25 protein-coding genes are annotated in these 24,987 nt (G+C 68.6%); 10 read left to right on the plus strand and 15 right to left on the minus strand.

Annotation, left to right across the window (positions count from 1 at the left end; all coding sequences use genetic code 11):
• Positions 1-200: 200 nt before the first annotated feature.
• Complete coding sequence (locus FE811_RS13165) at positions 201-569, minus strand: hypothetical protein (protein ID WP_116222674.1); 369 nt, start codon at positions 567-569, stop codon at positions 201-203.
• Between the two features lie 629 nt (positions 570-1,198).
• Here FE811_RS13165 and FE811_RS13170 point away from each other — a divergent pair.
• Entirely contained in the window at positions 1,199-2,092 is an 894-nt protein-coding gene (locus FE811_RS13170; RefSeq protein WP_181180866.1) for an AraC family transcriptional regulator, read from the plus strand.
• Positions 2,093-2,128: 36 nt separating this feature from the next.
• Here FE811_RS13170 and FE811_RS13175 read toward each other — a convergent pair whose 3' ends face one another.
• Entirely contained in the window at positions 2,129-4,264 is a 2,136-nt protein-coding gene (locus FE811_RS13175) for a TonB-dependent siderophore receptor (protein ID WP_072462538.1), read from the minus strand.
• A gap of 296 nt (positions 4,265-4,560) precedes the next feature.
• On the opposite strand from FE811_RS13175, the gene FE811_RS13180 reads away from it, so the two are divergent.
• Genes FE811_RS13180 through FE811_RS13195 form a run of 4 tightly spaced genes read left to right on the plus strand, consistent with a single transcriptional unit; the run spans position 4,561 to position 8,388 of the window.
• Positions 4,561-5,544: an iron-siderophore ABC transporter substrate-binding protein gene (locus tag FE811_RS13180; RefSeq protein WP_208861647.1), complete on the plus strand. Its 984-nt coding sequence runs from the start codon at positions 4,561-4,563 to the stop codon at positions 5,542-5,544.
• A complete protein-coding gene (locus tag FE811_RS13185; RefSeq protein WP_116222675.1) occupies positions 5,541-6,566 on the plus strand; it encodes an iron ABC transporter permease in 1,026 nt (341 codons plus the stop codon). The genes FE811_RS13180 and FE811_RS13185 overlap by 4 nt, the downstream gene beginning before the upstream one ends.
• Positions 6,563-7,588 carry an iron chelate uptake ABC transporter family permease subunit gene (locus FE811_RS13190; RefSeq protein WP_116222676.1) on the plus strand — a complete coding sequence of 342 codons (1,026 nt, stop codon included), beginning with the start codon at positions 6,563-6,565 and terminating at the stop codon, positions 7,586-7,588. The genes FE811_RS13185 and FE811_RS13190 overlap by 4 nt, the downstream gene beginning before the upstream one ends.
• Positions 7,585-8,388 carry an ABC transporter ATP-binding protein gene (locus FE811_RS13195; protein ID WP_116222677.1) on the plus strand — a complete coding sequence of 268 codons (804 nt, stop codon included), beginning with the start codon at positions 7,585-7,587 and terminating at the stop codon, positions 8,386-8,388. The genes FE811_RS13190 and FE811_RS13195 overlap by 4 nt, the downstream gene beginning before the upstream one ends.
• A gap of 111 nt (positions 8,389-8,499) precedes the next feature.
• Here the strand turns inward: FE811_RS13195 and FE811_RS13200 are convergent, their stop codons facing one another.
• Together FE811_RS13200 and FE811_RS13205 are read right to left on the minus strand one after the other, a co-directional pair.
• Positions 8,500-8,688 carry a helix-turn-helix transcriptional regulator gene (locus FE811_RS13200; RefSeq protein ID WP_036755046.1) on the minus strand — a complete coding sequence of 63 codons (189 nt, stop codon included), beginning with the start codon at positions 8,686-8,688 and terminating at the stop codon, positions 8,500-8,502.
• Positions 8,685-9,056 (minus strand): hypothetical protein, encoded by a 372-nt coding sequence (locus tag FE811_RS13205; protein ID WP_116222678.1) that lies wholly within the window; start codon positions 9,054-9,056, stop codon positions 8,685-8,687. The genes FE811_RS13200 and FE811_RS13205 overlap by 4 nt, the downstream gene beginning before the upstream one ends.
• Before the next feature lie 167 nt (positions 9,057-9,223).
• On the opposite strand from FE811_RS13205, the gene FE811_RS13210 reads away from it, so the two are divergent.
• On the plus strand, positions 9,224-9,517 hold the full coding sequence (locus tag FE811_RS13210) for a hypothetical protein (protein WP_208861648.1): 294 nt from the start codon (positions 9,224-9,226) through the stop codon (positions 9,515-9,517).
• 115 nt (positions 9,518-9,632) lie between these two features.
• On the opposite strand, the gene FE811_RS13215 is transcribed toward FE811_RS13210, so the two are convergent.
• Entirely contained in the window at positions 9,633-10,547 is a 915-nt protein-coding gene (locus tag FE811_RS13215) for an ETX/MTX2 family pore-forming toxin (protein ID WP_140847839.1), read from the minus strand.
• A gap of 24 nt (positions 10,548-10,571) precedes the next feature.
• Positions 10,572-10,904 carry a hypothetical protein gene (locus tag FE811_RS13220; RefSeq protein ID WP_036755057.1) on the minus strand — a complete coding sequence of 111 codons (333 nt, stop codon included), beginning with the start codon at positions 10,902-10,904 and terminating at the stop codon, positions 10,572-10,574.
• A 159-nt stretch (positions 10,905-11,063) separates the two neighbouring features.
• On the opposite strand from FE811_RS13220, the gene FE811_RS13225 reads away from it, so the two are divergent.
• Complete coding sequence (locus FE811_RS13225) at positions 11,064-11,720, plus strand: Crp/Fnr family transcriptional regulator (protein ID WP_052095879.1); 657 nt, start codon at positions 11,064-11,066, stop codon at positions 11,718-11,720.
• Here the strand turns inward: FE811_RS13225 and FE811_RS13230 are convergent.
• The 3 genes from FE811_RS13230 to FE811_RS13240 are packed head-to-tail and all read right to left on the minus strand — an operon-like array spanning position 11,704 to position 15,615.
• The gene (locus FE811_RS13230) at positions 11,704-12,501 is read right to left on the minus strand and encodes an adenylate/guanylate cyclase domain-containing protein (RefSeq protein ID WP_116222681.1); all 798 of its coding nucleotides are present in this window, start codon (positions 12,499-12,501) and stop codon (positions 11,704-11,706) included. The genes FE811_RS13225 and FE811_RS13230 overlap by 17 nt on opposite strands.
• Positions 12,491-13,396: a hypothetical protein gene (locus tag FE811_RS13235; RefSeq protein WP_140847842.1), complete on the minus strand. Its 906-nt coding sequence runs from the start codon at positions 13,394-13,396 to the stop codon at positions 12,491-12,493. Before FE811_RS13235 ends, FE811_RS13230 begins: the two co-directional genes overlap by 11 nt.
• A 2-nt stretch (positions 13,397-13,398) precedes the next feature.
• A complete protein-coding gene (locus FE811_RS13240) occupies positions 13,399-15,615 on the minus strand; it encodes a pyridoxal-dependent decarboxylase (protein ID WP_116222683.1) in 2,217 nt (738 codons plus the stop codon).
• A 296-nt stretch (positions 15,616-15,911) separates the two neighbouring features.
• Here FE811_RS13240 and FE811_RS13245 point away from each other — a divergent pair, with 296 nt between their 5' ends.
• The gene (locus tag FE811_RS13245) at positions 15,912-16,145 is read left to right on the plus strand and encodes a hypothetical protein (protein WP_116222684.1); all 234 of its coding nucleotides are present in this window, start codon (positions 15,912-15,914) and stop codon (positions 16,143-16,145) included.
• A gap of 47 nt (positions 16,146-16,192) precedes the next feature.
• Here the strand turns inward: FE811_RS13245 and FE811_RS13250 are convergent, their stop codons facing one another.
• The 5 genes from FE811_RS13250 to FE811_RS13270 all read right to left on the minus strand — a co-directional run bounded on the left by FE811_RS13250 (position 16,193) and on the right by FE811_RS13270 (position 20,919).
• Complete coding sequence (locus tag FE811_RS13250; RefSeq protein WP_083539140.1) at positions 16,193-16,897, minus strand: Crp/Fnr family transcriptional regulator; 705 nt, start codon at positions 16,895-16,897, stop codon at positions 16,193-16,195.
• A gap of 151 nt (positions 16,898-17,048) precedes the next feature.
• Positions 17,049-18,098: an iron chelate uptake ABC transporter family permease subunit gene (locus FE811_RS13255; protein WP_072462550.1), complete on the minus strand. Its 1,050-nt coding sequence runs from the start codon at positions 18,096-18,098 to the stop codon at positions 17,049-17,051.
• The gene (locus FE811_RS13260) at positions 18,095-19,054 is read right to left on the minus strand and encodes an iron ABC transporter permease (RefSeq protein ID WP_255469731.1); all 960 of its coding nucleotides are present in this window, start codon (positions 19,052-19,054) and stop codon (positions 18,095-18,097) included. The genes FE811_RS13255 and FE811_RS13260 overlap by 4 nt, the downstream gene beginning before the upstream one ends.
• Positions 19,055-19,107: 53 nt before the next feature.
• A complete protein-coding gene (gene fepB, locus FE811_RS13265; RefSeq protein WP_116222856.1) occupies positions 19,108-20,049 on the minus strand; it encodes a Fe2+-enterobactin ABC transporter substrate-binding protein in 942 nt (313 codons plus the stop codon).
• A gap of 9 nt (positions 20,050-20,058) precedes the next feature.
• On the minus strand, positions 20,059-20,919 hold the full coding sequence (locus tag FE811_RS13270) for a siderophore-interacting protein (RefSeq protein ID WP_181180867.1): 861 nt from the start codon (positions 20,917-20,919) through the stop codon (positions 20,059-20,061).
• 166 nt (positions 20,920-21,085) lie between these two features.
• Between FE811_RS13270 and FE811_RS13275 the strand changes: the two genes are divergently transcribed.
• Entirely contained in the window at positions 21,086-21,883 is a 798-nt protein-coding gene (locus FE811_RS13275; protein ID WP_036755081.1) for an ABC transporter ATP-binding protein, read from the plus strand.
• On the opposite strand, the gene FE811_RS13280 is transcribed toward FE811_RS13275, so the two are convergent.
• Positions 21,884-22,681 carry an IclR family transcriptional regulator gene (locus tag FE811_RS13280; protein WP_072462555.1) on the minus strand — a complete coding sequence of 266 codons (798 nt, stop codon included), beginning with the start codon at positions 22,679-22,681 and terminating at the stop codon, positions 21,884-21,886.
• Positions 22,682-22,883: 202 nt separating this feature from the next.
• Here FE811_RS13280 and FE811_RS13285 point away from each other — a divergent pair, with 202 nt between their 5' ends.
• The gene (locus FE811_RS13285) at positions 22,884-24,959 is read left to right on the plus strand and encodes a TonB-dependent receptor (RefSeq protein ID WP_116222687.1); all 2,076 of its coding nucleotides are present in this window, start codon (positions 22,884-22,886) and stop codon (positions 24,957-24,959) included.
• Positions 24,960-24,987 lie beyond the last annotated feature (28 nt).

The raw sequence follows: 24,987 nt of genomic DNA on the forward strand, positions 1-24,987 counted from the left end.
GACGGGAAACCGCGCGGGACTGGGCGGTTGAACCGACCTCCACCAGGTTTCGAGAGGAAGAAATCCCCTGCCAGGACGCCACCGAAACTTCTGCATGAATTCAGGCGCCAGATCCTCGCGGAATACCATGTCGGCCAAAGCCAGCATGCACTCTGCCCGACGAACCGGCGGAACAGATCCTGCATCTGTGCCATCCATGGTCACGCGGATCGGGCCGAGGCCCCGCGGTGATGAGCGGACGGGTTGTCTAGCCGCAGTTGGGACGTCAAGCGGGAAGCTGTCGAGATGACGCTGCCGGGCGCGGGGTCGTCTTCGCGGTCGACATCGGTCGCCGCATGATCGAGCCGGTGACTGCGCCGGCTCGGCGCAAGGCGCCTCGGTGGTCGAGAAGCTGTCGGTCCCGCCGCGTGGATCGGTATCGAGATAACCGGCGCGATCCGCTCCAGCGCCGCGACTGGCGCGCCGATGCCGAAAGCGCCGAGGAACAGGTCGGGCGACAGGGCCTGCAGCGATTCCGAGTGCGGTGCGTGGAAGAAGCCGAGGTTCATCGTCTCGCAAAGGCGCTGCATCGCGGATCAGCATCCATGTCTGCGTCGTCGACAGGCCGATGCGCTGCCCGATCTCGGCATTGCCGAGCCCCTCCCAGCCGATGCTGTTCGAAGGCCAGCCGCGTGCGCGGCGGCAGGTCCGCCCGCGCGCACCTGACGATGCGAAGCGCTGCCGGTCATGGACGATGGTTTCCGCGCCCGGCGACGGGTCGGGGACCTGCCGCCGCGCGTCGTCGCCGACCTGGTGGATGGTGACAGAGTGCCGCCGGCACTCGTGGTCTATCACCAGATTGCGGGCGAGCGCACTGTCATGACCCACTCCGGGAGCGCAAGCCGCTTCCCTGGCATTCTTGTCGGATGTCGTTCGCGGCGTTTCAGCCACATTGCGCGCCGGTCATGATCATCCCGCGGCCATGGGCGGGATGGGCCGGGCGGTCCCGCCGGCCCGCCCGCGCTGCGTCGCGAAAATACACCAGCCTGGCCCGGCCGAAACGACGTTGGGGCCCGCCATATTGCCAAGGCGGGCCGTTTCCCGCATCATGCGTGGTCGACAATGGATCGCTTCCCAGAGATGACGCCTCGCGCCCTGCTGCGCCGCGCCTGACAGGCATGCCATCTGGAATACTCAGCACGAGCGGGGCTTTCGGACGATGAGCTATCGTCACTCGATGATCTGTTATACCCAAGGCATCAGCTGCGTATCGCCGGTGCAATGGCGCGGGCTGGACGGGCTGGTCAGCGTCTATTGGCAGGCCGAAGGCCAGGCCGGCGCGCATGGCTATTACCTGTCGCCCGACCCGCGCATCATGTTCTTCTTCGACGACGTGTCCTCGCATATCCTGATCTCGAACCGCGACGACGAAATGCGACGCAGCGGGCGACCGATGATGCGGGCGCTCTATGTCCCGGCGGGCGTGCCGATGTGGTCGCGCTTTACCGGCCATCACGTCTTTGCGCATCTGGACCTGCATATCCACAAGGACCGGATGATGCGCTTCCTGACGCCGACGGTGGGGGCATCCGCCGCACTGGCCGCGCTGCGCCGCCCGGTCGAGATCCAGGACGCCGATGCGATCCACACCCTGGCCGGGCTGCTGGTCGGAGAGGTCGCGCAGCCCTCGCGCCACGGCGTTTTCGCCGAAAGCCTTGTCGGCAGCATCGTGACCGGGCTTCTGGACATTCCGCACGAGGGGGCCGAGCGTGCAAGCGGCGGGCTGACCCCGGCGCAGATGAACCGTCTGGCCGCGCGTCTTGAAAAGGCGGGCGATCACCGCCTGACCGTGGCCGAGATGGCGGCGACGGTGGGGCTGTCGGAAAGCTGGTTTGCGACGGTGTTCAAGCAGACGACCGGGCAGACGCCGCTGCAATGGCAGATGGCGCAACGCATCGGCCAGGCGCAGAAGCTGCTGGTCGAAACCGACCTGACCGTCGCCGATGTCGCGGCCCAGGTCGGCTTTTCCGATCAGGCGCATCTGACGCGCGTGTTCCGCCAGGTCGCCGGGGAAACGCCCGCCGCCTGGCGGCGGATGCAGCTGGTCAGCTAGGGGCCCGGCCGTCGCGACGACGGCCGGGCCGTCGGCTTACCAGGTGCGGCGCAGCGTCACCGCGACGGTGCGGCCCGGATTGTAGTAATCCGCCGTGCCCCGCCCGACGACATGCTGTTCGTCCAGCAGGTTGCTGATATTGACCGCCAGGTTGGTGTTTTCCAGCACCTTGTAGTTGAAGGCCGCATCAAGCGTGACCGAGGCATCGGCCTTGCCCGTATTGTTCGAGATCGTGTGGAAATACGAACCGACGTAGCGCGCGCCCAGGCCGAAGGTCATGTCGCCGCGGGTCTCATTGCCCTCAAGGGTATAGTTCAGCCACAGCGATGCCATGTGGTTGGGAACCTCGGAGAACTCGTTTCCTTCCACGTCCACGCCCCGGATCGGCCCGGATCGCACGACTTCCGAATCCATGTAGGAATAGGACGCGATCAGGTCGAGGTTGTTCGCCAGCTCGGCCTTGCCTTCCAGGTCGAAGCCGCGCACGCGCTGCTCGCCCACCAGTTCGCGGGTGATATTGCCGTCGGGCTGGACCACGGCGACAGTGACGTTGTTCTTGCGCAGGTCATAGACCGAGGCCGAGATCAGCGCATTGGTGCCAAGCGGTTGGTATTTCACCCCGACTTCGTATTGCTCGCCCCGTTCCGGCTCGGCGCCGACGCCCGGAGGCGCGACGGATTCGACATAGCTGGCATAGGCCGAGATTTCGCTGTTGATCTTGTAGGTCAGCGCGCCGCGGATCGAGGTTTCCGAGTAATCGCCGCTGGAGCGCACGCCGTTCAGCGTTTCCTCGATGTCCAGCCAGTCGTGGCGCAGGCCTACCGTTGCGATGATCTTGTCGTCGAAGGACAGGTTCTGCTGCACGAACAGCGATTGGGTCTTGTAGTCGTTGTCGCGCAGTTCGTAGGGCGCTGCCAGCGCGCCGGGTGCGCCCGAATAGACCGGATTGGCCACGTCGATGGGTGTGTAAAGCCCATAGAACGGGGCGCTGGTGGTCGATGCGTCGCGGAACTCGATGCCGCCCACGGTGCTGCTGTCGAAGGCTTCGAAGCTGCGGTCGTATTGCAGGATGACGTTGCCGATCAGTTCCTTGGCCGTGGAGTTGCCGCCGAAATACCAGCGGTCCACCATGGTGCCGGTCCGCGCCGCGCTGTCCGACAGATAGACATAGCCGAAATCGCTTTTTAGGTCGCTGTAGCGCAGGTTCGCACGCAGGCTGAGGCCGCTGTCGAACTCATGCTCGAACAGGGCGCTGATGCTCGAGCGCTCCACGTTCTGATAGTTGAAATCCGGCTCGCCGAAGAAGTCGCTGCGGTCGTATTCGCGGTCCAGCGGATAGCCGCCGCTGTTGGGCGTGTTCTCGCGCTTCAGGTAATCCGCGATCACGCTGAGCTTGGTCGCCGTGGTGGGCTGCCAGGACAGGCCGCCCATGACGAAGGTGGAATCGTTGCGCGAATAGTCGTATTCCCGCTCGCCGTCCTGCACCCTGGCGGTCAGGCGCCAGGCCAGCGTCTGGTCGGCGTTCAGCGTGTCGCCCACGTCGAAGCCGTATTCCGCGTTCCGCGGCGATCCGATCGAGCCATAGACCTCGCCGAAACGCTCGAAGCGCGGCTGCTTGGTCACGAAGTTGATCGTGCCGCCCGGATCCGAGGTCCCGAAGAGCGTCGAGTTGCCGCCGCGGATGACCTCGACCCGCTCATAGGCATAGGGCTCTTCGCGCGTGGCGCGCATCGAGCCCAGGGTCAGCCCGTCGCGATAGGTCGTCGCCTGGAAGCCGCGCACGAGATAGTATTCGTTGCGGTCGTCCGTCCCCCAATAGTCGGTGTGGATGCCCGCCGAATAGCTCAGCACCTCTTCCAGCGTGGTGGCCCTGCGGTCGCGCATCTCCTTTTCGGTGATCACCGAAACCGAGGCCGGGGTGTCGAGGATGCTGGTCGCCACCTTGCCGCCGACCCACAATTCGCTGGCGACGATGGTGTTCGCGTCGTCGTCGAACGGGCCGCTGGCGTTGATGATGATCGGGGAAAGGCGATAGGGCGATTCCTCGGTTCCCGCCCCGGAATCCGGCGGCGCGGGATCCTGGGCCAGGGCCGGGGATGCGATCAGGGCGGTGCAGCCCAGCAGAAGGGCGGTAAGGTGGCGGCGGGGGCCGCGCCGGATGTCATGTGCCATGGTTCAAGGTCCCGCATGGATGTTGTTGTTGTTGCTGCTGGCTGCCTGCGGATCAGAGGAGGGGCCGAGGCTGGCTGGTCTTGGAATGACGGCAGCCCCCCGGTGCCCGAGGCTGGGGCAGGGACGGCGTGGCGGTCATGCTGGCGGGGCTTCTAGGGCCGATGGCGCGAACCTGTCTTGTAGAATCCCACTTTTTTTGTCGGAATCTTTGGGAAAAAGCGGATACCTTGGTCGGCACGGGTTGACGCATGCCCGCTTGCGCGGGAAATCCGCAGGCGAACCTGCCAGGAAAGGCCATGACGATGCGGATTCTGCGCCCTGCGATGCTGGTCCTGATGACGGCCGCCGCCCCCGCCCTTGCGGATGAGGCCGGGTTTCCCGTCAGCATCCCGCACGCGTTCGGCACCACGACGATCACGGAAAAGCCGCGCCGCGTGGCGACGGTCGCCTCGGGCAATCACGAGGTGCCGCTTGCGCTGGGGGTCGTGCCGGTGGGCATGGCGGCGGCGAATTACGGCGACGACGACAGCGACGGCGTGCTGCCCTGGGTCGAGGAAAAGCTGGCCGAACTGGGCGCGGGCACGCCCGCCTTGTTCGACGAAGGCGACGGTATCGATTTCGAGGCCGTCGCGGCGGTGGACCCCGACGTGATCCTTGCCGCCTATTCCGGGCTGACGCAGTCCGATTACGACACGCTGAGCCAAATCGCGCCGGTCGTCGCCTACCCGGATTCGCCCTGGACGACCGATTGGCGGCGGATGATCCAGATGAACAGCGCCGGCATGGGCATGGGTGCCGAAGGCGATGCGCTGATCGCCAGGATGGAGACGCAGATCGCCGACACGCTTGCCGCGCATCCCGCCCTGCAGGGCAAGACCGCGATGTTCGTGACCCATCTGGACACCACGAACCTCAGCGTCGTGAATTTCTACACGGCCAACGATACGCGGGTGAAGTTCTTCCAGGATCTTGGCCTGTCGATGCCGAAAAGCGTCGCGGATGCCACGCAGCCCGGCAAGTTCGCGGGCTCGGTCAGTGCCGAGAATATCGACGCGTTCGAAGATGTGGACATCGTCGTGACCTATGGCAACCTGCTTTTGCTGGCCGCGATGAAGGCCGATCCGCTGGTCAGCCACATGCCCGCCGTCGCCCATGGCAGCATCGTCATGCTGAAGAACGATCCGGTCGGGAACGCGGCGAATCCCACGCCCCTGGGCATCGCATGGGTGCTGGACGATTACGTCGCCATGCTGGCCGAGGCCGCGCAGAAAGCCGAATGACCGAATCCGCGACCATCTTGCCGCGGCGCGCCGCGCGGGCGCGGCTGCTGTGGCTGGCGGTGGTCCTGGCCGCGCTGCTGCTGCTTGGCGCGCTGTCGGTGGCCATCGGCACCCGGCAGGTGGGGCTTGACGACATCCTGGCCGGGCTGCGGGGTGAGACCGGCACGATCGCGCAGGCCGCCGTCTCGGCCCGCATTCCGCGCACGATGCTTGCGGCGCTGGCCGGGGCCTCGCTTGGGCTTTCGGGCGCGTTGATGCAGGGGGTGACGCGCAATCCGCTGGCCGATCCGGGCATCCTGGGGGTGAATACCGGGGCGGCGCTGGCCGTGGTCATCGCGGTCGCGTGGTTCCAGATCAGCGCCGCGCACAGCTTCATCTGGGTCGCGATCTGCGGCGCCGGCGCGACGGCGGTCTTCGTCTATGCCATCGGCTCGCTCGGCCGAGGCGGCGCGACGCCGCTGAAGCTGGCGCTGGCGGGGACGGCGACCTCGATCGCCTTCTACTCGCTGGTGGTGGCGGTGATGCTGACGCGCGGCGACATCGCCGGGGGCTTGCAGGCCTGGCAGATCGGCGGCGTCGGCGGGGCGACATTCGCGCGGATGCAGCCGGTGCTGCCTTTCCTTGCCGTCGGGCTGCTGCTGGCGATGGCATCCGCGCGCAGGCTGAACTCGCTGGCGCTTGGGGATGAGATGGCGGCGGGACTGGGCGAGCGTGTCGCGGTTGCGCGCGCAACGGCTGCGCTGTCGGCGATCCTGCTTTGCGGGGCGACAACCGCGGTCTGCGGCCCCATCGGCTTCGTCGGGCTGCTCGTGCCGCATCTGTGCCGCCTGCTGGTGGGGGTCGATCATCGCTGGCTGCTGCCGTTCTCGGCCCTGACCGGCGCGGCGCTGCTGGTCGCGTCCGACGTGGTCGGCCGCATCATCGCCCGCCCCGGAGAGCTGGACGTCGGCATCGTCACCGCCTTCATCGGCGCGCCCTTCTTCATCTGGATCGTCCGTCGCCAGAGGGTCCGCGAGCTATGATCGCCGATGCCGTCACCGCCGCGCGCCTGCGCCGCGCGCGTTATCGCAGCCGGGTGATCTGGACGGCGCTCGCGCTGCTGGCGGCGGGGTTCGCCGTCACGCTGATGCTGGGCCAAAGCTTCACCCCGCCGCAGGACGTGCTGCGGGTGCTGGCCGGGCACGAGGTGCCGGGCGCCTCCTTCACCGTCGGGCAGTTGCGCCTGCCGCGCGCGGTCATGGCGATCCTGGCGGGCCTGTCCTTCGGCCTTGGCGGCGCGGCGTTCCAGATCATGCTGCGCAACCCGCTGGCCAGCCCCGACATCATCGGCATCAGCTCGGGCGCCAGCGCCGCGGCGGTCTTTGCCATCGTCGTGATGGGCCTCGACGGCGCGGCGGTGTCGGTCTTTGCCGTCCTGGCCGGGCTGGGCGTGGCGATTGCGATCTATGCGCTGTCCTTTCGCGGCGGCGTCGCCGGCACGCGGCTGATCCTGGTCGGTATCGGCGTGCAGGCGATGATGCAAAGCTTCATCTCCTACACGCTGTCGCGCGCGCCCTCGTGGGATCTGCAAGAGGCGATCCGCTGGCTGGCGGGCAGCCTCAACGGCGCGCAGCTGGCGCAGGCCGTGCCGGTGCTGCTGTCGCTGCTGGTCTTCGGCGGGCTGCTGGTCTTGCGCACGCGCGATCTCGAGGCGCTGCGGCTGGGCGACGATGCGGCCTCGGCGCTGGGCACCGATGTCGGACGGACGCGCGCCCTCGTGGTGGTCACGGCGGTCGGGCTGATCGCGGTGGCGACGGCGGTGGTCGGGCCGATCTCCTTCGTCGCCTTCCTTGCCGGGCCGATTGCGGCGCGGATCGTCGGGCCGAACGGCTCGGCCCTGCTGCCCGCCGCGCTGGTGGGCGCGGCGCTGGTGCTGGCCGGCGATTACGCCGGGCAGTTCCTGCTGCCGGGGCGCTATCCCGTGGGCGTCGTGACCGGGGCCCTGGGCGCGCCTTACCTCATCTATCTCATCATCCGCGTCAACCGCACCGGAGGCTCGCTGTGACCGCCCATACCCTTTGCGTGCAGCAGCTGTCGGCCGGATATGGCGACCGGCTGATCCTTGAGGGGCTGGACCTCGACGTGTTGCCGGGCCGGATGACGGCGATCGTCGGGGCCAATGCCTGCGGGAAATCGACGTTGCTGCGGTCGATGTCGCGGCTGCTTGCGCCGCGTGGCGGGCAGGTGCTGCTGGACGGCAAGGCGGTGCATCGCATGGCGCCGCGCAAGCTGGCGCAGGTGCTGGGCCTTCTGCCGCAATCGCCCACGGCGCCCGAGGGGATCACCGTGGCCGATCTGGTCAGCCGGGGCCGCCATCCGCATCACGGCATCCTGTCCCGCTGGAACCGCAGCGACGACCAGGCCGTCGCCGCCGCGCTGGAGGCCACGCGCACCGCCGACCTGGCCGAGCGCGCCGTGGACGAGCTGTCGGGCGGGCAGCGCCAGCGCGTCTGGATCGCGATGGCGCTGGCGCAGGAAACCGACCTGCTGCTCTTGGACGAGCCGACGACATTCCTGGACATTGCCCATCAGGTCGAGGTGCTGGACCTGCTGACCGACCTGAACCAGCGCCGCGGCACGACCATCGTGATGGTTCTGCACGACCTCAACCTTGCCGCGCGCTATGCCGATCACCTGGTGGCGATGGCGGCGGGGCGGCTGCATGTGTCGGGCAGCCCGGACGAGGTGCTGACGGCGGCGAATGTGCGGGCGGTGTTCGGGCTGGACAGCCGGATCATCGCGGACCCGACCTCGGGGCGCCCGATGATGCTGCCCATCGGGCGGCACCGGATGGCGGGCGCGTGATCCGCTGCATCGCGGCGTGCCGACCGGCAGCGCCTCCGGCCTGCCCCGCCAGGCATCAGGTCAGGCACCAGGCCCGGTTGGATCAGGCCGCCGTGGCCTGCCGAACCGGGATCAGGGCAGAAAGATCTCCTCGATCTTCCGGTCGAAGAGACGTGCGATCCTGAAGGCAAGTTCGAGGCTGGGATCGTATCTCTCGCGCTCGATCGCATTGACGGTCTGGCGCGAGACATTCAGTTTCGCGGCGAGTTCGGCTTGCGACCAGCTTTTCTCCTGGCGCAGCTGCTGCACGCGGTTGTTCATTTGTAGCGCAGCCGGCCGATGACCAGTCCGAGGGTCCAGAGCGCGCACATCAGCGGCCAGACCGCGAACATGGACAGCCGAGGCATGCCGGCATTTTCCAGGAACCCGTAGCTGAAGGTCAGCAATGCCGTGCCGGCAAAGGCCAGCGCGAATGCCTCGAACTGGATGCGCCTTTGCAATTCGTCCAGTGCGCGGATGGCGCGAACGACCGACCAGCACAGAAGGACGGCCGGAACCATGGGCGCCATCGAAACGACGATCTGCATCGTCTGGCCCCGGTCGTTGCCGTTCAAAAGGCGCAACGAGACTGCCAGCGTGACCATATAGGCCAGCATGCTCAGGATGAAGGATGGGGCTATCCGGGTCATTTCATGTCCTCGATGTAAAGCACGCTTTACAGTCGGGCCGCAGGCTGCGGATGTCAAGTATGCTTTACATCGGCATCGCAGGCGGCGACCGCTGCGGGCGGATTGCGCCCCAGGCGCACAGGCCGTAAGGCTCCGGGTTCTCATCGCCTTGCAACGGAGACGACGCCTTGCCCCTTGCCGCCGCAATGAACAGCCTCGGGTCGCTGGCCTTCATCCTGCTGGTCGCGCATACGACCGCCTATCAGGAGGCGAACTGGCCCGCGGGGCGGGTCGTCCATGTGCGCGACTGGGTGGTCCATGCCGCCTATGCGCTTGGCGCGGCCCTGCTTTGGCTGACCCTGGTCCCGGCAAGGGATGCGCGGCGCAGGGTCTTGCTGGCCATATGGTTCCCGCGCGCCTGCTGGGCGCTTCTGCTGGTCGGGATCGTCGTCCTGCCGATGTTCTTTCCGCTCGAACCGTGACCGGCGGCAAGGCGGCGGGCCGGGAAACCGGAACCCTGCGAAAGGGGAAAGCCCCGCCTCTCCCGCAGCTGCCATCTGCGGAAAGGGGCGGGGCCGCCGCGGCCTGCCAGGAGATTCAGGCAGCGGCAAGCTCGGTAACCAGAACCTCGTCAACAACAGGCGCTTCCGACCCGGCGTTGGTCGCAAGGACCAGACCACCGTCGCCATCGGGTCGGAAGCTTTCGGTCACATCCAGCGTCCGCACGGTGAAATTGACCGTATGGACCGCCTTCAGCGTCCCCAGCAGGGAAATGCGCCCCTGCGTGGGATCGGTGGGATCGCGGCCATAGCTCCAGGACTCGTCGGCCGCCGAGCCATGGCGGTTGATCCATTCGCACAGCGTGCCGGCATCGGCCTGCCAGATCCTCTGGCCACGGATCGGCGACAGGAAATTCGCCACCGTGCTGCCCTTCAGGATGATGTCGGCGCGATAGGGCATGCTGAGTTCCTTCTTGTTGGCCATCAGCACGACCTGCCAGACCCGGCCGGCAGGCACGTTGCGCACCGGCACCGAGACGCTGAAGCTGCGCGACTCGGATTTCGACACGGCGGTCGCATCCGTCCAGGAATGCGAATATTCGGCGGTGAAGCTGATGCCGAATTCCTTCTTCACCACCTTGGCGTCGATGGTCCCCTTGATCGAGACCGTGGTGCCCGTCTTGACCGCCTTGCTGACCGAATGCGTCGTCGTCACCGTGTCCTGGAAGGTGCAGGACAGGCCGACCGTCTGCTCGGGCGTCAGGCCGTTGCGGTTGTCCACGATCCCGGTCGCCGCCGCCGACTGGTAGACGCTGAAGGTCTGCGCCGGCACGTCGAAGACCAGTTCGGATGCCAGCGTGTCCGTCAGCTTGCCGAACAGCCCGCCGTTGTTGCCGGGACCGTTGGCGAACCATTGGCCGCCGGCCGGGTCCTTCTCGGTTTCGAGGTGATTTTGCCAGGCATCCACGATGATGGCGCCAAGCCCAAGCGTGTCGAGATATTGCAGCGTCATGGAAAATCCTCCTGAAGGAAGGGCTCAGCAGTTCACGTCGATCAGCCCCAGCGTGTTCGACAGCGTCGTGCCGGTGATCGTATAGGCCGCCGTGCAGGTATTGCCGCGCTCGTAGGTGAAGGCGCGCGCGGCCTCGTTGTCCTTGCCCCAGACCACGTCGACATGCAGATAGACGAGCGCGCCGTCCGGGATGTCGAACTCTTCCAGTTTCGCGGTCTTGGTCTGGCCCAGAAGGATGTCGCCGGTTTCCCGCGTGCTCTTCTTCTGGCCCTCGTCGTCGATATAGGCGAACTTCATCCGGGCGACGAAGCCGCCGCCATTGTGCAGGCTGAAATTGCCGACTTTCTGCAGAGACATGATTTTCCTCCGAAATCGCGGGTCTGAAATGGTCCGCGGCGTTGCCGCCTTGGGTAAGACCTGTTTCGCGCATTCCGCGAATCGGCGCAGTGGCATTTGCCACAGCGCCGGGGAATAATCGCGCCGGTTGTGGATCATTCGCGCAATGGGAGAGAGGCGATGCAATTGACCGGCGAGGCGCGGGCGATGTTCATGGCGTCCGCGCACCAGCGCAGCCACCCGGCCGGCGCCGAACTGATCCGCGAGGCCGACCGGGACCGGCGCGTCTTCCTGATGCTGGCGGGCGAGGCCGACGTTCTGGCCCATTCGCCCGAGGGGCGCATGGTCCTGTTTTCCCGTGTCGTGCCCGGCGACCTGGTCGGCATCCTGGCCGCCATCGACGGCGGCGCGCGCTCGACCAGCGTGGTGGCGCGGGATGCGGGGCGCACGGCATGGGTCTCGCCCCAGGATTTCCAGCGGCTGATGCGAGAGCCGGATTTTGCCGGTGCGATCCACCTGCATTTCGTCGGCCTCATCCGCGGCCTGTCCGAGCGGGTCTATGAATTCGGCACGCTCCTGGTGCGCGAAAGGCTGGTGCGCGAATTGCTGCGCCTGCTGGCCGCGCCGGGCGACGGGCCGCATCTGCTGGACCCGGCGCCAAGCCATATGGAGCTGGCCGCCCGCATCGCCACCCATCGCGAGGCAGTCTCGCGCGAGATGAGCCGGCTTGCCCGGCTGGGGGTGCTGGAAAGGCGGGGCCGCAGCCTGCACGTGCCCTCGCGCGCCAGGCTGGCCGCCGCGCTGGACACGGGCGAGCAGATCAGGCCAGAGCCGTGATCTCCACCGGGTCGTCGATGCCCTTCAGCGTGACCTGGCGCAGCGGCGGGGGCGCCTGCCGCGCGGCGTCGCAGACGGCCCTGGTGGCCAGGATCTGCCCCGGCTCGGCCAGGGCCGAAAGGCGCGCCGCGATGTTCATCGCCTGGCCGAAGGCGCCGACCTCTTGCAGCAGGCCGCTGGCCGCCGAAAAGGTGCACAGGAAGGCCGTGCCGGTATGCAGGCCGATGCCGGCGCGGATCGGATCGTCGCCGGCATCCTCCTGCCGCGCCAGCGTCCGGGCCATGCTGCGGGCGGCGGCGACGGCCTTGAGCGCATGGTCCTTGCCGGAAAAGCCGGGCGGCCAGACGCCGATCACTGAATCGCCCTGGAACTCCAGCACGAAGCCGTCATGCTGCCACAGCGCCGCGACCACCGTGTCGCGCATCCGCGCCACCGTCGCGGCATAGGCGGCCGCGCCCAGCCTTTCGCCCAATGCGACCGAGCCGCGCAGGTCGCAGAACAGGATGCTGATCGGCACCTCGGCGCCGCCGGGGAATTGCTCGATGAACCTGTCGCAGGCGTTGCAGAAGCGCGGGTTGCGGTTCGACGGGCGCAGGCCGATCCGCCGGGCCACCCAGCCGCCCCAGCCGCCGAAGGGCGCGAAGCACAGCTTGCAGCGCGGCAGGCCCGGCAGCCGCCGGTAGCGCCGCTGCTTGCCCATCAGCACCGGGTGGCCGTCGCGAAAGATCTGCAGCCAAAGCTGCTCGTTGCCGAATTCGGGCTGCGAGGCGCTATCGGACATCGGGCCTGACCAGGTATTCGTCGGGGGTTTCGGAGGCGTGCATCGACTGATCCTCGGGGCAGACGTCCAGCCCCTCGCTGTTGCAGACCGCGGTGGCGCAGAAGAACGAGGGGCCGGCGACGGCGGTCAGGGGCGGGTCGCGCGGCAGGCCGCGATAATCCAGCACCACCGCCTCGCCCTCGGCCATGGGGATGGCGCAGGGGATATGCGCCCGCCCGTCCGGGCCGCGCAAGGGGATCGAGGGCACGGTGACGACGATCCCCGCCTCCAGCATGTCCGGCGCGATCCAGTGGGGCGTCCCCGCCAGGCTCAGCACATGGTCGTAGCCGGGGCCGAAAAGCATGCCGCCGTCCGCGGCCAGGGCGACGGGCGCGGTCTGCAGGTCGGTCATATGCGCCTCGGCGCCGCGGCCGAACATCAGGTAATGCGCGACCTCGGGCAGGGGCTCGGCATGGGAGAAGGGCCGGAAATATACCACGCGCTCGACCGTGACCGGGATCTTGCCGAAGACCGGGCGCACCCGCGTCAGCTGCCAGGGAAAGAAATGCGGATCCTTCTCGTCCTCGGGACCGAAGGGCGGGATGCCCTGGAAGATGTTGCCGGTGAAGGTGGGCTTCAGCCCGGCCGCGACCGAGGGGATGTTGAACTCGTCGCTTTCGTCGTTGGCCAGCACGAAGATGTCGCGCGGATAACGCGCCCGGATCTCGCGCAGGGCGGCGGCGACCTCGGCCGGGACCGAAAAGCGCAGCACCAGCTGATACTTGTGCATCTCGGTATGGTATTGCGTCATGTGGACGCCGAACAGCGTCTGGGCGCCGACGATGGTGAAGGCGTGCTGATGCGCCATGTTGCTGATCGGCGGCCCGGCCGGATCGTGTTCGGGGCAATGATCCATCTTCATCCTTTCTTCAGACGCAATCCGGCGGCCCGGCAGATTTCCCCGGCAGCCTCGGTGGCGGTTTCGCGCAGGATCGCGATCAGCCGCGGAATGAAATCCCCGTCCTCGGTCGCGGTCAGGAACGGGTTCTGCTGGGTCGAGATCAGGAAGCGCACGCCCATGCCCGGCTGCGGCTCGACCCCGGCCCGCCGGGCGAAGCGCGCGACGAACCCCTCGCCATAGACGGCGGGATCGAATTCCGAGGCGGTGACGAACATCGGCTTCGGCGGCGGTCCCGAAACGGGCGCCTCTTCCAGGCTCAGCGCGCGGAAGATGGCGTCGTTGAGCCGGTTCATCAGCCCCAGGTCCGTGTTGAGCCCGCGCTCGCTGCGGAAGTTGAAGGCATAGGGCACGATGCTGGTGTCCGAGCCGATGCTGCGAAACAACGCCATCAGCGTCGGATCGGCCAGCAGCCGGTCGACCAGCGCATCGTTGTCGAGGCAGGCGATCTCGTCGTGCAGCCGCCGCTCCTGCTCGGCCACGGCCTGGGGGTCGAGGCCGCGGCGCTCGGCCGGCAGGCGCTGGAAGGGGGTGACGGCGACCGGCCCGTCGGCCGGGAACCCGGCCCGCAGCGCGGCATAGAAGCGGCGGCTGGCAAAGATGCATTTCGCCAGCAACCGGCCATAGCCCGACTGGTCGGGCGGGATCACCCGATGCGACAGCCAGACCGAGGCCGCCGCGGCGCCGGGCTTCGAGCCCTCGATGCCATAGATGCCGACCGTCGGCACCACGCCGTCGTGAAAGACCACCGGCGCGGCAAAGCTGACCAGATCGCGCATCGCGCCGTCGCGATAGCAAAGCGCGCCGGCGGGGTAGGGGATGAACCCCGCCTTGTGCGGGTCCACGGTCAGCGTCTCGCAATGCCGCGCCGCCTCGAGGCGCGCCTCGACCCGCGGGTTCAGGTGCATGCCGGGCGGCGCGTCGTCGTCGTCGATGTCCAGCATGTGGTTGGGGTCCGAACTGCCCAGCGGCGGCTGGCGCAGCATGGACATGAAATAGCCGCCCCAGGCGGCGTCGGCATGCAGCGCAAAGCCCAGGCCGCGGCCGCCGAACGCCTCGCGCAGGGAGACGATGCGGTCCAGCGGATCGACCGCGCCCTCCTCGGTGGTGCCCAGCACGGCGACCGCCAGCATGACCGGCCGGCGCTGGTCCAGGCATTCCGCCAGCATCCGCTCCAGCGCGCCGATCTCCATGCGGCCGTTGTCGTCCACCGGCACGCTGCGCAGCGCGGCGCGCCCCAGGCCCAGCAGCGCCGCGCCCTTGGGCCAGGAATAATGCGCCGTCGCCGGGGCAAGGATCAGAGGCACCGGCAGGTCGGGGGCATGGCGGCGGTGCATCTCGGCCAGGCCCAGATCCTGCACGGTGCGGCCTGCCAGCGCGGCGACCGCCGCCTCGGGCTCGACCCCGGCCGACCGGGCAAGATCGCCGGTCAGGTCCAGCACCGTCCGCACCGGCAGGTTCATCAGCCCCCAGGCGTCCAGCTCCAGCAGCCGGGCCTGCCCCTGTCCGGTCCGCACCTCCAGCCCGCGGGCCGCGGCCAGGGCCGGCACTTCGCGCAGCGCCTCCGCCGCCGCGAAGGGCAGGTATTTCAGGTTGCGCGCCGCCCAGATCGCCTCGGCATTGGCCACGCTGCCGTCGCAGGTGACATGGCCCCAGGGCGGGCGCTGCGCATCGTCAAAGCCGGCCATCCGGCACAACTCGCGCCCGACGGTGATCTCGAGCAAGGTGGTGACGGGCGAGGCCTCGGCCGCGACATTGTTCTGGTTGAAGAGCAGCGCCGCGATATAGCCCGCAACCCCCGGCAGGGTGATGTCCCAATACATGTGCGACTGGTTGCGATAGCTGGAAAGCGGCGTGGACCCGGCCAGCTTGCCGATCATCTCGGCAAGACAGGCGCGCATGCGCTCGACCGTGGCGCGATAGGCGTCGCTTTCGAAGACGCGGTCCGGCCCAAGCCGGGGATCCTGCGGCGCATAGTCCCGCCGGGCGGCGACATGGCCGGAAATCGCCATCCCGACCAGTTCGCGCAGCACCGCCTCGTTCTCGGCCTTGGGGCCAAGGAACCATGCTGGCAGCGCGCCCGCCCGCGCGACCCCGGCCGCGCCCAACAGCCCCGTCCCCTCCCGCGCGATCCGGTCCAGCGAATCTATCAGGTCGGGATTGGCCTTGCCGGTCATGGACGCCTCGCAGGATCGCCGGGAGCAGGAAGATGGGACCACCATGGCCCGAGCGTTCGGCCTTTTCAACATGCAGTTGCATGAGCCGCGCCGTTTTCCCCAATGTTTGGACGGGCTTCCGCGGGCCGCATCGCCCGCGGCCGGGGCAGGAGCCGGGCAGGAACCGGGCAGGGCGGCGGCCGCATATTTTCCGAAATGTCGAATTCTCAACATTCCGGCCATCCGCCGTCCGCTTATACCCGGAGACGGCGCCCACGGGCGCCCCTTGTCCCCACCAGATTTGCACAGGCGCGATTATGAGCAAAAACCTTCGCCATACCCGGAATCCCGACATGATCGCCTTTACCATCGGATGGGTCGTGCTGCAGCTTATCCACGACGACCTGCCCACCGACATCAAGACCATCAAGGGAAGGCTGCGCCAGATCGCTGCGGGCCGCGCCGAAGGCCGGGTGACGCCCGAGATGGCCAAGGACGCCCTTTCCGGCACCGAGGGCCTGGAGCGCGGGCGAATGCGCGACGTGGCCTGAAAGGACAGGGCCTGAGAAGGCCCGGCCGAGAGCGGATGGCCGGGGTATCAGCCCTCGGTCCCGGTGACATAGGCGCGCAGGCCCTGTGGCCTCAGCACGGTTATCCGGCCATAGCCGACCTCGATGCAGCCGAGGGCCTCCAGCTTCTTCAGCGTCTCGTTCACGATATGGCGCGAGGCGTTGGCCATTTCGGCCAGGTCGTTCTGCGTCAGCCGGCAGGTCTCGGGCGCGTCCTCGCAGGGGCCCGTGCCGGCCACGCGCAAAAGCACCGCCGCCGTCCGGCGATCCGCCCGCCGGATCAGCAAGTCGGCCATGCAGCGGACCGCTATGTCGAGGTTGTATTCCGAAAGAGAGCCGAAATGCAGCGCCGCCTCGGGCAGGCGCCGGCAAATCCTGTCCACGGCCGCAAGCGAGACGTAAAGCACCGCGGCAGGCTCCATGGCGCGAAAGGACAGGGTCCGCGGCTGGCGAGAGACCATCGGCCCTTCCCCCACCCAGTCGCCGCGCCGGAAGATATGCCCCATGGCGATGCCGGCATCCGGGGTTGGGCCCAGCCCGGCAAAGCTGCCCCGGACGATCCCGTAGAATCCGCCCAGGCCGTCGCCGATGTGATGGGTATACTGGCCGGCCTCGTAATGGCGCAGCCTCGCCTCGTCGAGAAGGGCGGACTGGAACGCGCCCGGCTTTTGCGCCAGCCAGCCAAAGGACAGCAGGGTCTGCCGGCACTCGGCCATGGAAACAGCAACTTGCATGAAATTCCCGGTATCGAACGGCGCGCAGGGCGCCCGCCACAGGCTTGTCCATCATCGAGAAAGGGTCAAGCCTTGCTGCAACGGCCGCGCGCGTTGCCCGCGCCTCGTGCATGAGGAGATCCCCTGTTTCTGCGGATGGCCGGACAAAGGTTCACCGCTTGCCGGCCCCCGCGCCACCCTGTCCCAGCAGCCAGACCAGGTAGAGCCCGCCGCACAATCCGGTCATGCTGCCGATGGGCAAGAGCAGGCCAAGCGGCGCGCGCTGCGAGATCAGGTCCGCCGCCAGCAGCAGCGCCGCGCCGGTCCATGCGCCGGAAAGCAGCGGCACCCCGGGCGCGCGGGTCAGGCGGCGGGCGATCTGCGGCCCGGCCAGCGCGATGAAGGCGATGGGGCCGGCGCTGGCGGTGGCCACAGCGGTCAGCCCGACGGCGGCGATGACCAGCAGCACGCGGGTGCGGGCGATGTTCAGGCCCAGCTGGGCCGCCATGCCCTCGCCCAGCTCAAGGACGGCCAGGCGGCGCGCGTTCAGCACCAGCAGCGGCGCGAACAGCGCCAGCCCCGCCAGGGCCGGCCAGACATGCGACCAGCTGCGCGCGTTCAGCGATCCGGCCAGCCAGATCTGCGCCGACATGGCGCGGTCGAGGTTGCCCATCACCATCAGCATGTTGTTGACCCCGGTCAGCACCGCGCCCACGCCGATGCCGACCAGGATCAGGCGATAGCCGCCCTCGGTCCCCCGGCGTCGCGCCAGCGCCAGCACCACCACCGCCGTCGCCAGGCCCGAGACCACCGCCGCCGAGGCGACCTGGAAGGTGCCGGCGTTGAACAGGACGATCTGCACGATGGCCCCGGTCGCCGCCCCGGTGGTGAAGCCGATCACGTCGGGCGAACCCAGCGCATTGCGCGACAGCGACTGGAACACCGCCCCGGCCATGCCCAGCGAGGCGCCGACCAGCGCCGCCGTCAGCACCCGCGGCAGGCGGATGCCGCGCAGCACCCGCGTCACCGTGGTCTCGCCCGAGGTGCCGGCCAGCCCCTCGACCACCTGCGCCGGCGACAGCCGCACCGTGCCGGTGCCCAGAAGCAGCAGCGCCAGGACCAGGCACAGCAGCAGCAGCGCCAGGCAGACCGCCAGCGCGCGCGGCCGCCACAGCAGCGAGGCGCGGCCCAGTCGCAGGACGCGGGTCTCGGGCAGGATCATAGCCGCGCCAGCCGGAAGCGGCGCACGACATGGACGAAGAACGGCCCGCCCAGGATCGCCGCGACGATGCCGGCCGCGACCTCGGCCGGCGGCGCGACGACGCGGCCGATGATGTCCGCGCCCAAGAGGACCGAGGCCGCGAACAGCGCCGAAAGCGGCAGCACCCGGCGGTTGTCCGGCCCGGTGACGGCGCGCGCCAGATGCGGCGCGACCAGCCCGACAAAGCCGATCGGCCCGGCCGCGGCCGTCGCGGCGCCGGCCAGGATCATCACCGACAGGCAGGCGAGCGCCCAGAACCGCTGCGGCCGCAGCCCCAGCGCCCGGCCGCTGTCATGCCCCAGCGCCATGGCGTTCAGCCCCGGCGCCAGCGCCAGCGCCAGCCCGCCGCCAAGCGCCAGCGCCACGCCCATGGTCGCCGCCACGGCCCGCCCGCGCCCCTCGAGCGCGCCCGAGCCCCAGTTGCGGAACAGGTCCAGCACCTCGAGCCCCGAGTTCAGGATCACCAGGCTCGCCGCCGCGCCCAGCAGGACCGAGATCCCGGCCCCCGCCAGCACCAGCCGGACCGGGTCGGTGCCGCTTTCATGCGCCCGGCCCAGCAGGAAGACCGCGACCCCCGCCAGCCCGGCGCCCAGGAAGCCGAACCAGACATATTGCGCCATCTGCGTCAGCCCGAAGGCCGAGGCCCCCAAGACGACCGCGATGGCCGCGCCCGAATTCACCCCCAGCAGGCCCGGTTCGGCCAGCGGGTTGCGTGTCACCGATTGCATCACCGCCCCGGCCAGCCCCAGCGCCGCGCCGGCAAAGATCGCCAGCAGCGTGCGCGGCAGCCGCAGCGCGCGCACCACCAGATGCAGGTCGTTCGCCGGGTCGAAGCCGAACAGCGCCGAAAGCACCTGCGAGGGCGGCACCGGGCGCGAGCCGACGGCCAGGCTTGCCAGCGCCAGAAGCGCCAGCACCGCCGCTCCGGCCGCGTATTGCCGCCCTGCCGGCGCCGGGCGCAAGAGCGGCGTCATTTGGCGAAATAGGGCGCGACCGTCTCGATGATCTGCAGGCCCGAGTAATAATCCACCCGGAACGAGTTCGGCCCCAGCGGATAGACCCGGCCCTCGCGCACTGCGGGCAGGTTGGCCAGCACCGGATCGGCGCTGAATTCGCGCACCGTCTGCTCGGTCCCGTTCAGCAGGAAGACGCTGTCGCCGGTGATCGCGGCGGGCAGGTTCTCATGCGAGACGAAATCGAAATCGGCCGAGCGCGAGACCTCGCCCCGCATCTCGTCGGGAAGGCCCGCGACCGAGAACCCCAGCGCCGCCAGCACCCGCGCCTGCGGGCTTTCGGGCTTGCCGACCGAATAGGTGCCCGAGAAATTGTAGGACACGATGCTGACATCGCCCGGCGGCAGGGACAGCCCCGCCTTCGCCTCGGCCGCCCGGCGGGCGAAATCCTGGGTCATGCGGGCGGCGTCGGCCTCGTGCCCGGTGGCGCGGCCCAGGCTGTGGGCCAGTTTCTCCCAGCCGTCGTTGGCATAGTCCAGCACGATCACCGGCACCTCCTGCGCGCGCAGCTGGTCGAGATAGGGCAGGATGCTGTCGCCGCCGACGGAGGAGGCGACGACGAGGTCGGGCTCCTGCACGATCAGCGCCTCGATGTCGAAATTCAGGTTCGGATACAGCAGCTCGACCCCGCGTTGGTCGGCGGTGGCGGCCCATTGCGTGAAGAAGCCCTTGTGGTCGGTCAGCGGCCCGACCATGGCCGAGGCGGTGGCCGCAAGCGGCGCGTCGATGGCCAGCAGGATGCCGGTCAGGCTGGGCGAGGTCGAGACGATGCGCTGCGGAGGCGCTGCCACCTTCGCCTCGCCCAGGGCGTCGGGAATGCTGCGCGGCCAGCCTTCGTCGGCAAGCGCCGCGGCGGGCAGGATCAGCGCAAGGAGCAGCGGGGCGAGGCGTGTGGGCATGGGCATTCCTCAGATCGGCAGTTCGGCGTCGTCAAGGTCTTCCAGCCGCAGCCCGCGTTTGCGGATCTCGGCATATTCGCGCAGCCGGATGCGGTCGATCTCGGAGCTGCTGGCGCCGTGCTTCCAGTAGCCGAAGACGCGCACGTCCTCTCGGGCCAGGCCGAGGGCGCGGAAATGGCTGCGCAGATCCCGCATCTCCTGGCGCTCGCCGGCGGCCCAGAGCGTCCAGCCCTTGGGCGTGGTGATGGCGTTGCGCGCGGCGGCCAGCAGTGCGCCGGTGGTGCCCGCGGGCCGGTCCCGCCGGATCAGGTAATAGTCGATGCCGGGCAGGCGCGGCAGTTCCTCGAATGCGCCGCGCTCGGCGGTCTCGATCCACAGGCTGCCGGGGGTGCCCTGCGGCCATGCGCCCAGGATGGCGTGGACGGCGGGGATCGCGGTTTCGTCGGCAAAGATCGCCGCGCGCTTGCCGGGGGCGTGGCCGGGGACCAGGTGCTGGCGCGGCCCGATCATCCAGGCGCGCGTGCCGGCGCGGGCGGCCTTCAGCCAGCGCATCGCCGGGCTGTCGTCGTCATGGAGCACGAAGTCGATCTCGACCGTGCCGCTGGCGGGCTCGAAGCTGCGGACCGTGTAGATGCGCGAGACCGGCCGCTGGTCCTGGGGCGTCTCGACCTCGATGCGGACGGCCAGGTTCGCGGGCAGCCAGGCGGCGGGGTCCGCCGCGTCGATGCGGCCGACCACCCGCGCGACCGAGGGAAAGGGGCGGCGGATCTCGGCCACCTCCAGCTGGACGCGATCCATGTCGCGCATGTGATCCTGCTGCGACAGCAGGTCGTCAGGATCTTCGACGGATTCCGTGTTCGGGCTGGCCATGGCATCCTTTCCGCCTGCAGCATGTCGCGGGCGCTGGTCTGAAAAGCAGGGATGGCTGATCGCCGGACCGGGCTCCGGCGCAATGGCTGAAACCATATTGCAGAGCGCATTCCGCAATGCAATACACATGCCGCCGGAAAAAGGCGGCCCAAGGGAAGGAACGGGAATGTCCCATCGCCTGCATGCCGATGCGGTGACGCTGCGCTACCAGGCGCGGGTGGTGTCGGAAAACCTGTCGCTGGCGATACCGGACGGGTCGTTCACCGCCATCGTCGGGCCCAACGCCTGCGGCAAGTCGACGCTGTTGCGCGCCCTGGCGCGGCTGCTGGTGCCCGATGCGGGGCAGGTGGTGCTGGACGGCAAGGCGATCCTGGGCCTGCCCTCGCGCGAGGTGGCGCGGCGGCTGGGGCTGCTGCCGCAGTCGCCCGTGGCGCCGGACGGGCTGACCGTGGCCGAGCTGGTGGCCCGCGGCCGCTTTCCGCACCAGGGCTTCCTGCAGCAATGGTCGCCCGAGGACGAGCGCGCCGTGCGCGCGGCGCTGGAAACCACCGGCACGCTGCCCCTGGCCGGGCGCCCGGTGGCCGAGCTGTCGGGCGGCCAGCGCCAGCGCGTCTGGATCGCCATGGCGCTGGCGCAGGAAACCGGCATCCTGCTGCTGGACGAGCCGACGACCTTCCTGGACATCGTGCATCAGGTCGAATTGCTCGAGCTTCTGTCCGGGCTGAACGCGCAGGGCCGCACCGTGGTCGCGGTGCTGCACGAGTTGAACCTGGCCTTTCGCTATGCCTCGCATCTGGTGGCGATGAACGATGGCGCCGTGGTGGCCGAGGGCGCGCCCGACCAGATCGTCACCGATGCGCTGATGCGGCAGGTCTTTGGCCTCGATGCGCTGGTGCAGCCCGATCCGCTGACCGGGCGGCCGATGGTGATCCCGCGTCCGCGCGGCGAATTGGGCGGCGGCTGATCAGTCGAAGGTGCTTTGCCCGCCGGTCGCGCGGTTGATCAGCCGCGCCGCGTCGCGCAGCGCCAGCCCCGCCTGGGGCGAATCCAGCTTGCCCAGGTTGCCGGCCGTGGTCACGACGCAGACCAGCTCGCCCTGCGCATCCAGGACCGGCGCGGCCTGGCCGGTGACGTTGGACAGAAGGTGGCTGGTCAGTTCCGCCCAGCCCTCGGCGCGAATGCGGTCGATCGCCGCCTTGCCGGGCGGCGTGCCGCGGAAGCTGGCCGGTTGCAGGCGGCGTGCGGCCTCGATCTGCGCGCGGGGCAGGAAGGCCTGGAAGACCAGGCCGCAGGCGGTGTTGTCCACCGGCAGCACGTCGCCAAGGCTGACGGCGGTGATGGCGAAATGCGCGCTGCGATACCAGCGCACGATGGTCGGGCCGCGCTCGGTCCAGATGCAGACGCCGGAGCTGAGCCCGTGATTCTCGGTCAGCTGCTTCATCTGCGTGCCCGAGATCTCGACCGCATCGACCCGGCGCAGCGCGGCGACGCCCAGGCTCAGCGCCGCCGGGCCAAGGTCATAGCGGCTGGAGGCGGGATCCTGCACCGCCAGCCCCTCTTTCACCAGGCTCTGCATGTAGCGATGCGCGGTCGAGCGGCCGGTGCGCGACAGCTGCGCGATCTCGGCCAGCGGCAGGGCGCGTTCCGCCCCGGCCAGGATGTTGAGGAAACGCATGGCGATGGTGATCGACTGGATCGTCCCCGACCGCTTTTGCCCCGAGAGCTTCGCATCCTCGTCAAGGAAGGGCTCGAACTCCATCATGGGCGGTTTCTCCTGCGCTTGCGGCTGGCTCGCGGATCGGGCGTGCGGCAGCGGCGCAACACTAGCGCGGCGCGGCGGCGATGGCAAAGGGGCGGGCGCGCTATGTGATTGACATGCGGAATGCATTGCGCAATGTGGCACGCATGCCGCCAGCAAGGTTCCCCTGCCAGCCCGCGCTTTTGCCGACAAGCCCGAGGAACCCATGCCCAAGAATCATCGCAGGCGGCTGACGCAAGGGGTCAGCCTGGTCACGCTTCTGGTCGCAGCGCCGCTGCAGGCGCAGGAAGCCCCCGCCGAAGCCATCACGCTGGAGACGGTCATCATCACCGGCGACACCATCACCCGCGACCTGATGGAGACCCCCAGTTCGGTTTCCGTGGTGACGGCCGAGGAGCTGGAAAAGGAAAAGCCCGGCAAGGCCGAGGTCCGCGGCGTCATCGCCGGCACGCCGAACGTGCTCTATACCGACAACGTCAGCACGCCGGTCATCCGCGGCCAGGACGCGCAGGGGCCGCATACCGGCGCCAACGCCTTCTTCGCCGGATCGGTGCCGCGCGCGACCATCAACCTCGACGGCCATTATCTCAGCTATAACGAGCTTTACTTCGGCGCGACCTCGACCTGGGACGTGGACGGCGTCGAGGTGTTCCGCGGCCCGCAGACCACCGCGCAGGGCGCGAACGCCATCGCCGGCGCGATCATCGTCAACACCAAGGATCCCAGCTTCACCCCCGAGGGCGCGTATCGGCTGGAAGGCGGCAACTACAACCAGCGCGCCGCATCCTTCATGTGGTCGGGGCCGATCACCGAGGAACTGGCCGCGCGGGTCTCGCTGGACTATTCGGCCCGCGACACCTTCATCGACTATGTCGGCTCGAACTTCATCCAGAACGAGATCGGGCAGGACTTCCTGAACGCCAATGCGCGGCTGAAGCTGCTGTGGCAGCCGGCCGAACTGCCGGGCCTGTCCGCCAAGCTGACCTACAGCCACAGCCGGATGAAGCGCCCCAGCGCCGAGGGGGCCTCGGAACCCTATGACGAGCTGGAATCGATCGCCACCTGGATGCCGGGCTGGGACCAGGCCACCGACACCGCGATCCTCGACGTGGATTACGACATCGGCAACGGCATGGTGCTGAGCAGCAGGACGCAATATTCGACCTCGGATGTCGAGCGCCGCGTCGGCACGCCGACCATGGGCGACGCGAATGTCGCGCAGGACAACTACTCGAACGAAAGCAAGCTGACCTTCGGCACGCCGGCCGACGGGCTCAGCGGCGTGGCCGGCATCTATGTCGCCTTCACCGACCAGGACGAATGGCTGAACCAGGGCGGCATCTCGACCTTCCGCGACGAGAAGTCGAACCTGGGCCTTTACGGCGAGGTGAACTGGCGCATGGACGAGCGTTGGACGCTGTCGGCGGGCCTGCGCTATCAGCGCGACCACATCCGCCGGCAGGGCGACGTCTCGCCGCTGTTCGCCAACAGCGACGTGGATTACGACCACACCTTCGACGCGCTGCTGCCCAGGCTGACCCTGGCCTATCAGGCGACGCCGGACTGGAGCGTCGGCGCGCTGGTCAGCAAGGGCTATAACCCCGGCGGCATCTCGCTGGACTTCGGCTATTCCAAGGAATGGACCGAGTTCGACGCCGAGACCGTCTGGAACTACGAGCTGTTCACCCGCGCCGAACTGCTGGAAGGGCGGCTGATGCTGACCGGCAACCTGTTCTACATGGATTACAGCGATGCGCAGCACAATATCGCGCATCTGGTCAATGGCGTGACCTATCTGCAGACCGTGAACGCGCAGGATGCCCGCGCCTACGGGCTGGAGCTGGCCGCGGACTGGCGCGCGACCGATGCGCTGACCCTGCGCGGCAGCATGGGCCTGCTGCATACCAAGTTCGAGCGCTTCGACCAGATGCCCGCCTACGAGGGCAACGAATTCGCCCGTGCGCCCGGCAAGATGCTGACGCTGGGCGCCAGCTGGGATGCGACCGACCGGCTGAACCTGGGCGGGCAGCTGCGCTATATCGACGGCTATTATTCCAACACCGCCAACACCCCGGCCTATGCGGTGGACGGCTTTACCCTGGTCGACGTCAATGCCAGCTACCGTGTCAACGACCGGGTCGAGCTTTACGGCTATGTCAACAACCTTCTGGACGAACGCACGCCGACGCTGCTTGAAGCGGCGCGGGGGAATGTGGTCTTTACCCAGGGCAGCATGACCTCGCCGCGCATGGTCGGCATCGGCATCCGCGGCACCTTCTAGGCGGCTGCACCGCGCAATTCCGGCCGGC

Source organism: Paracoccus sp. FO-3, assembly GCF_006386455.1.
Taxonomy (GTDB): Bacteria; Pseudomonadota; Alphaproteobacteria; order Rhodobacterales; family Rhodobacteraceae; genus Paracoccus; species Paracoccus versutus.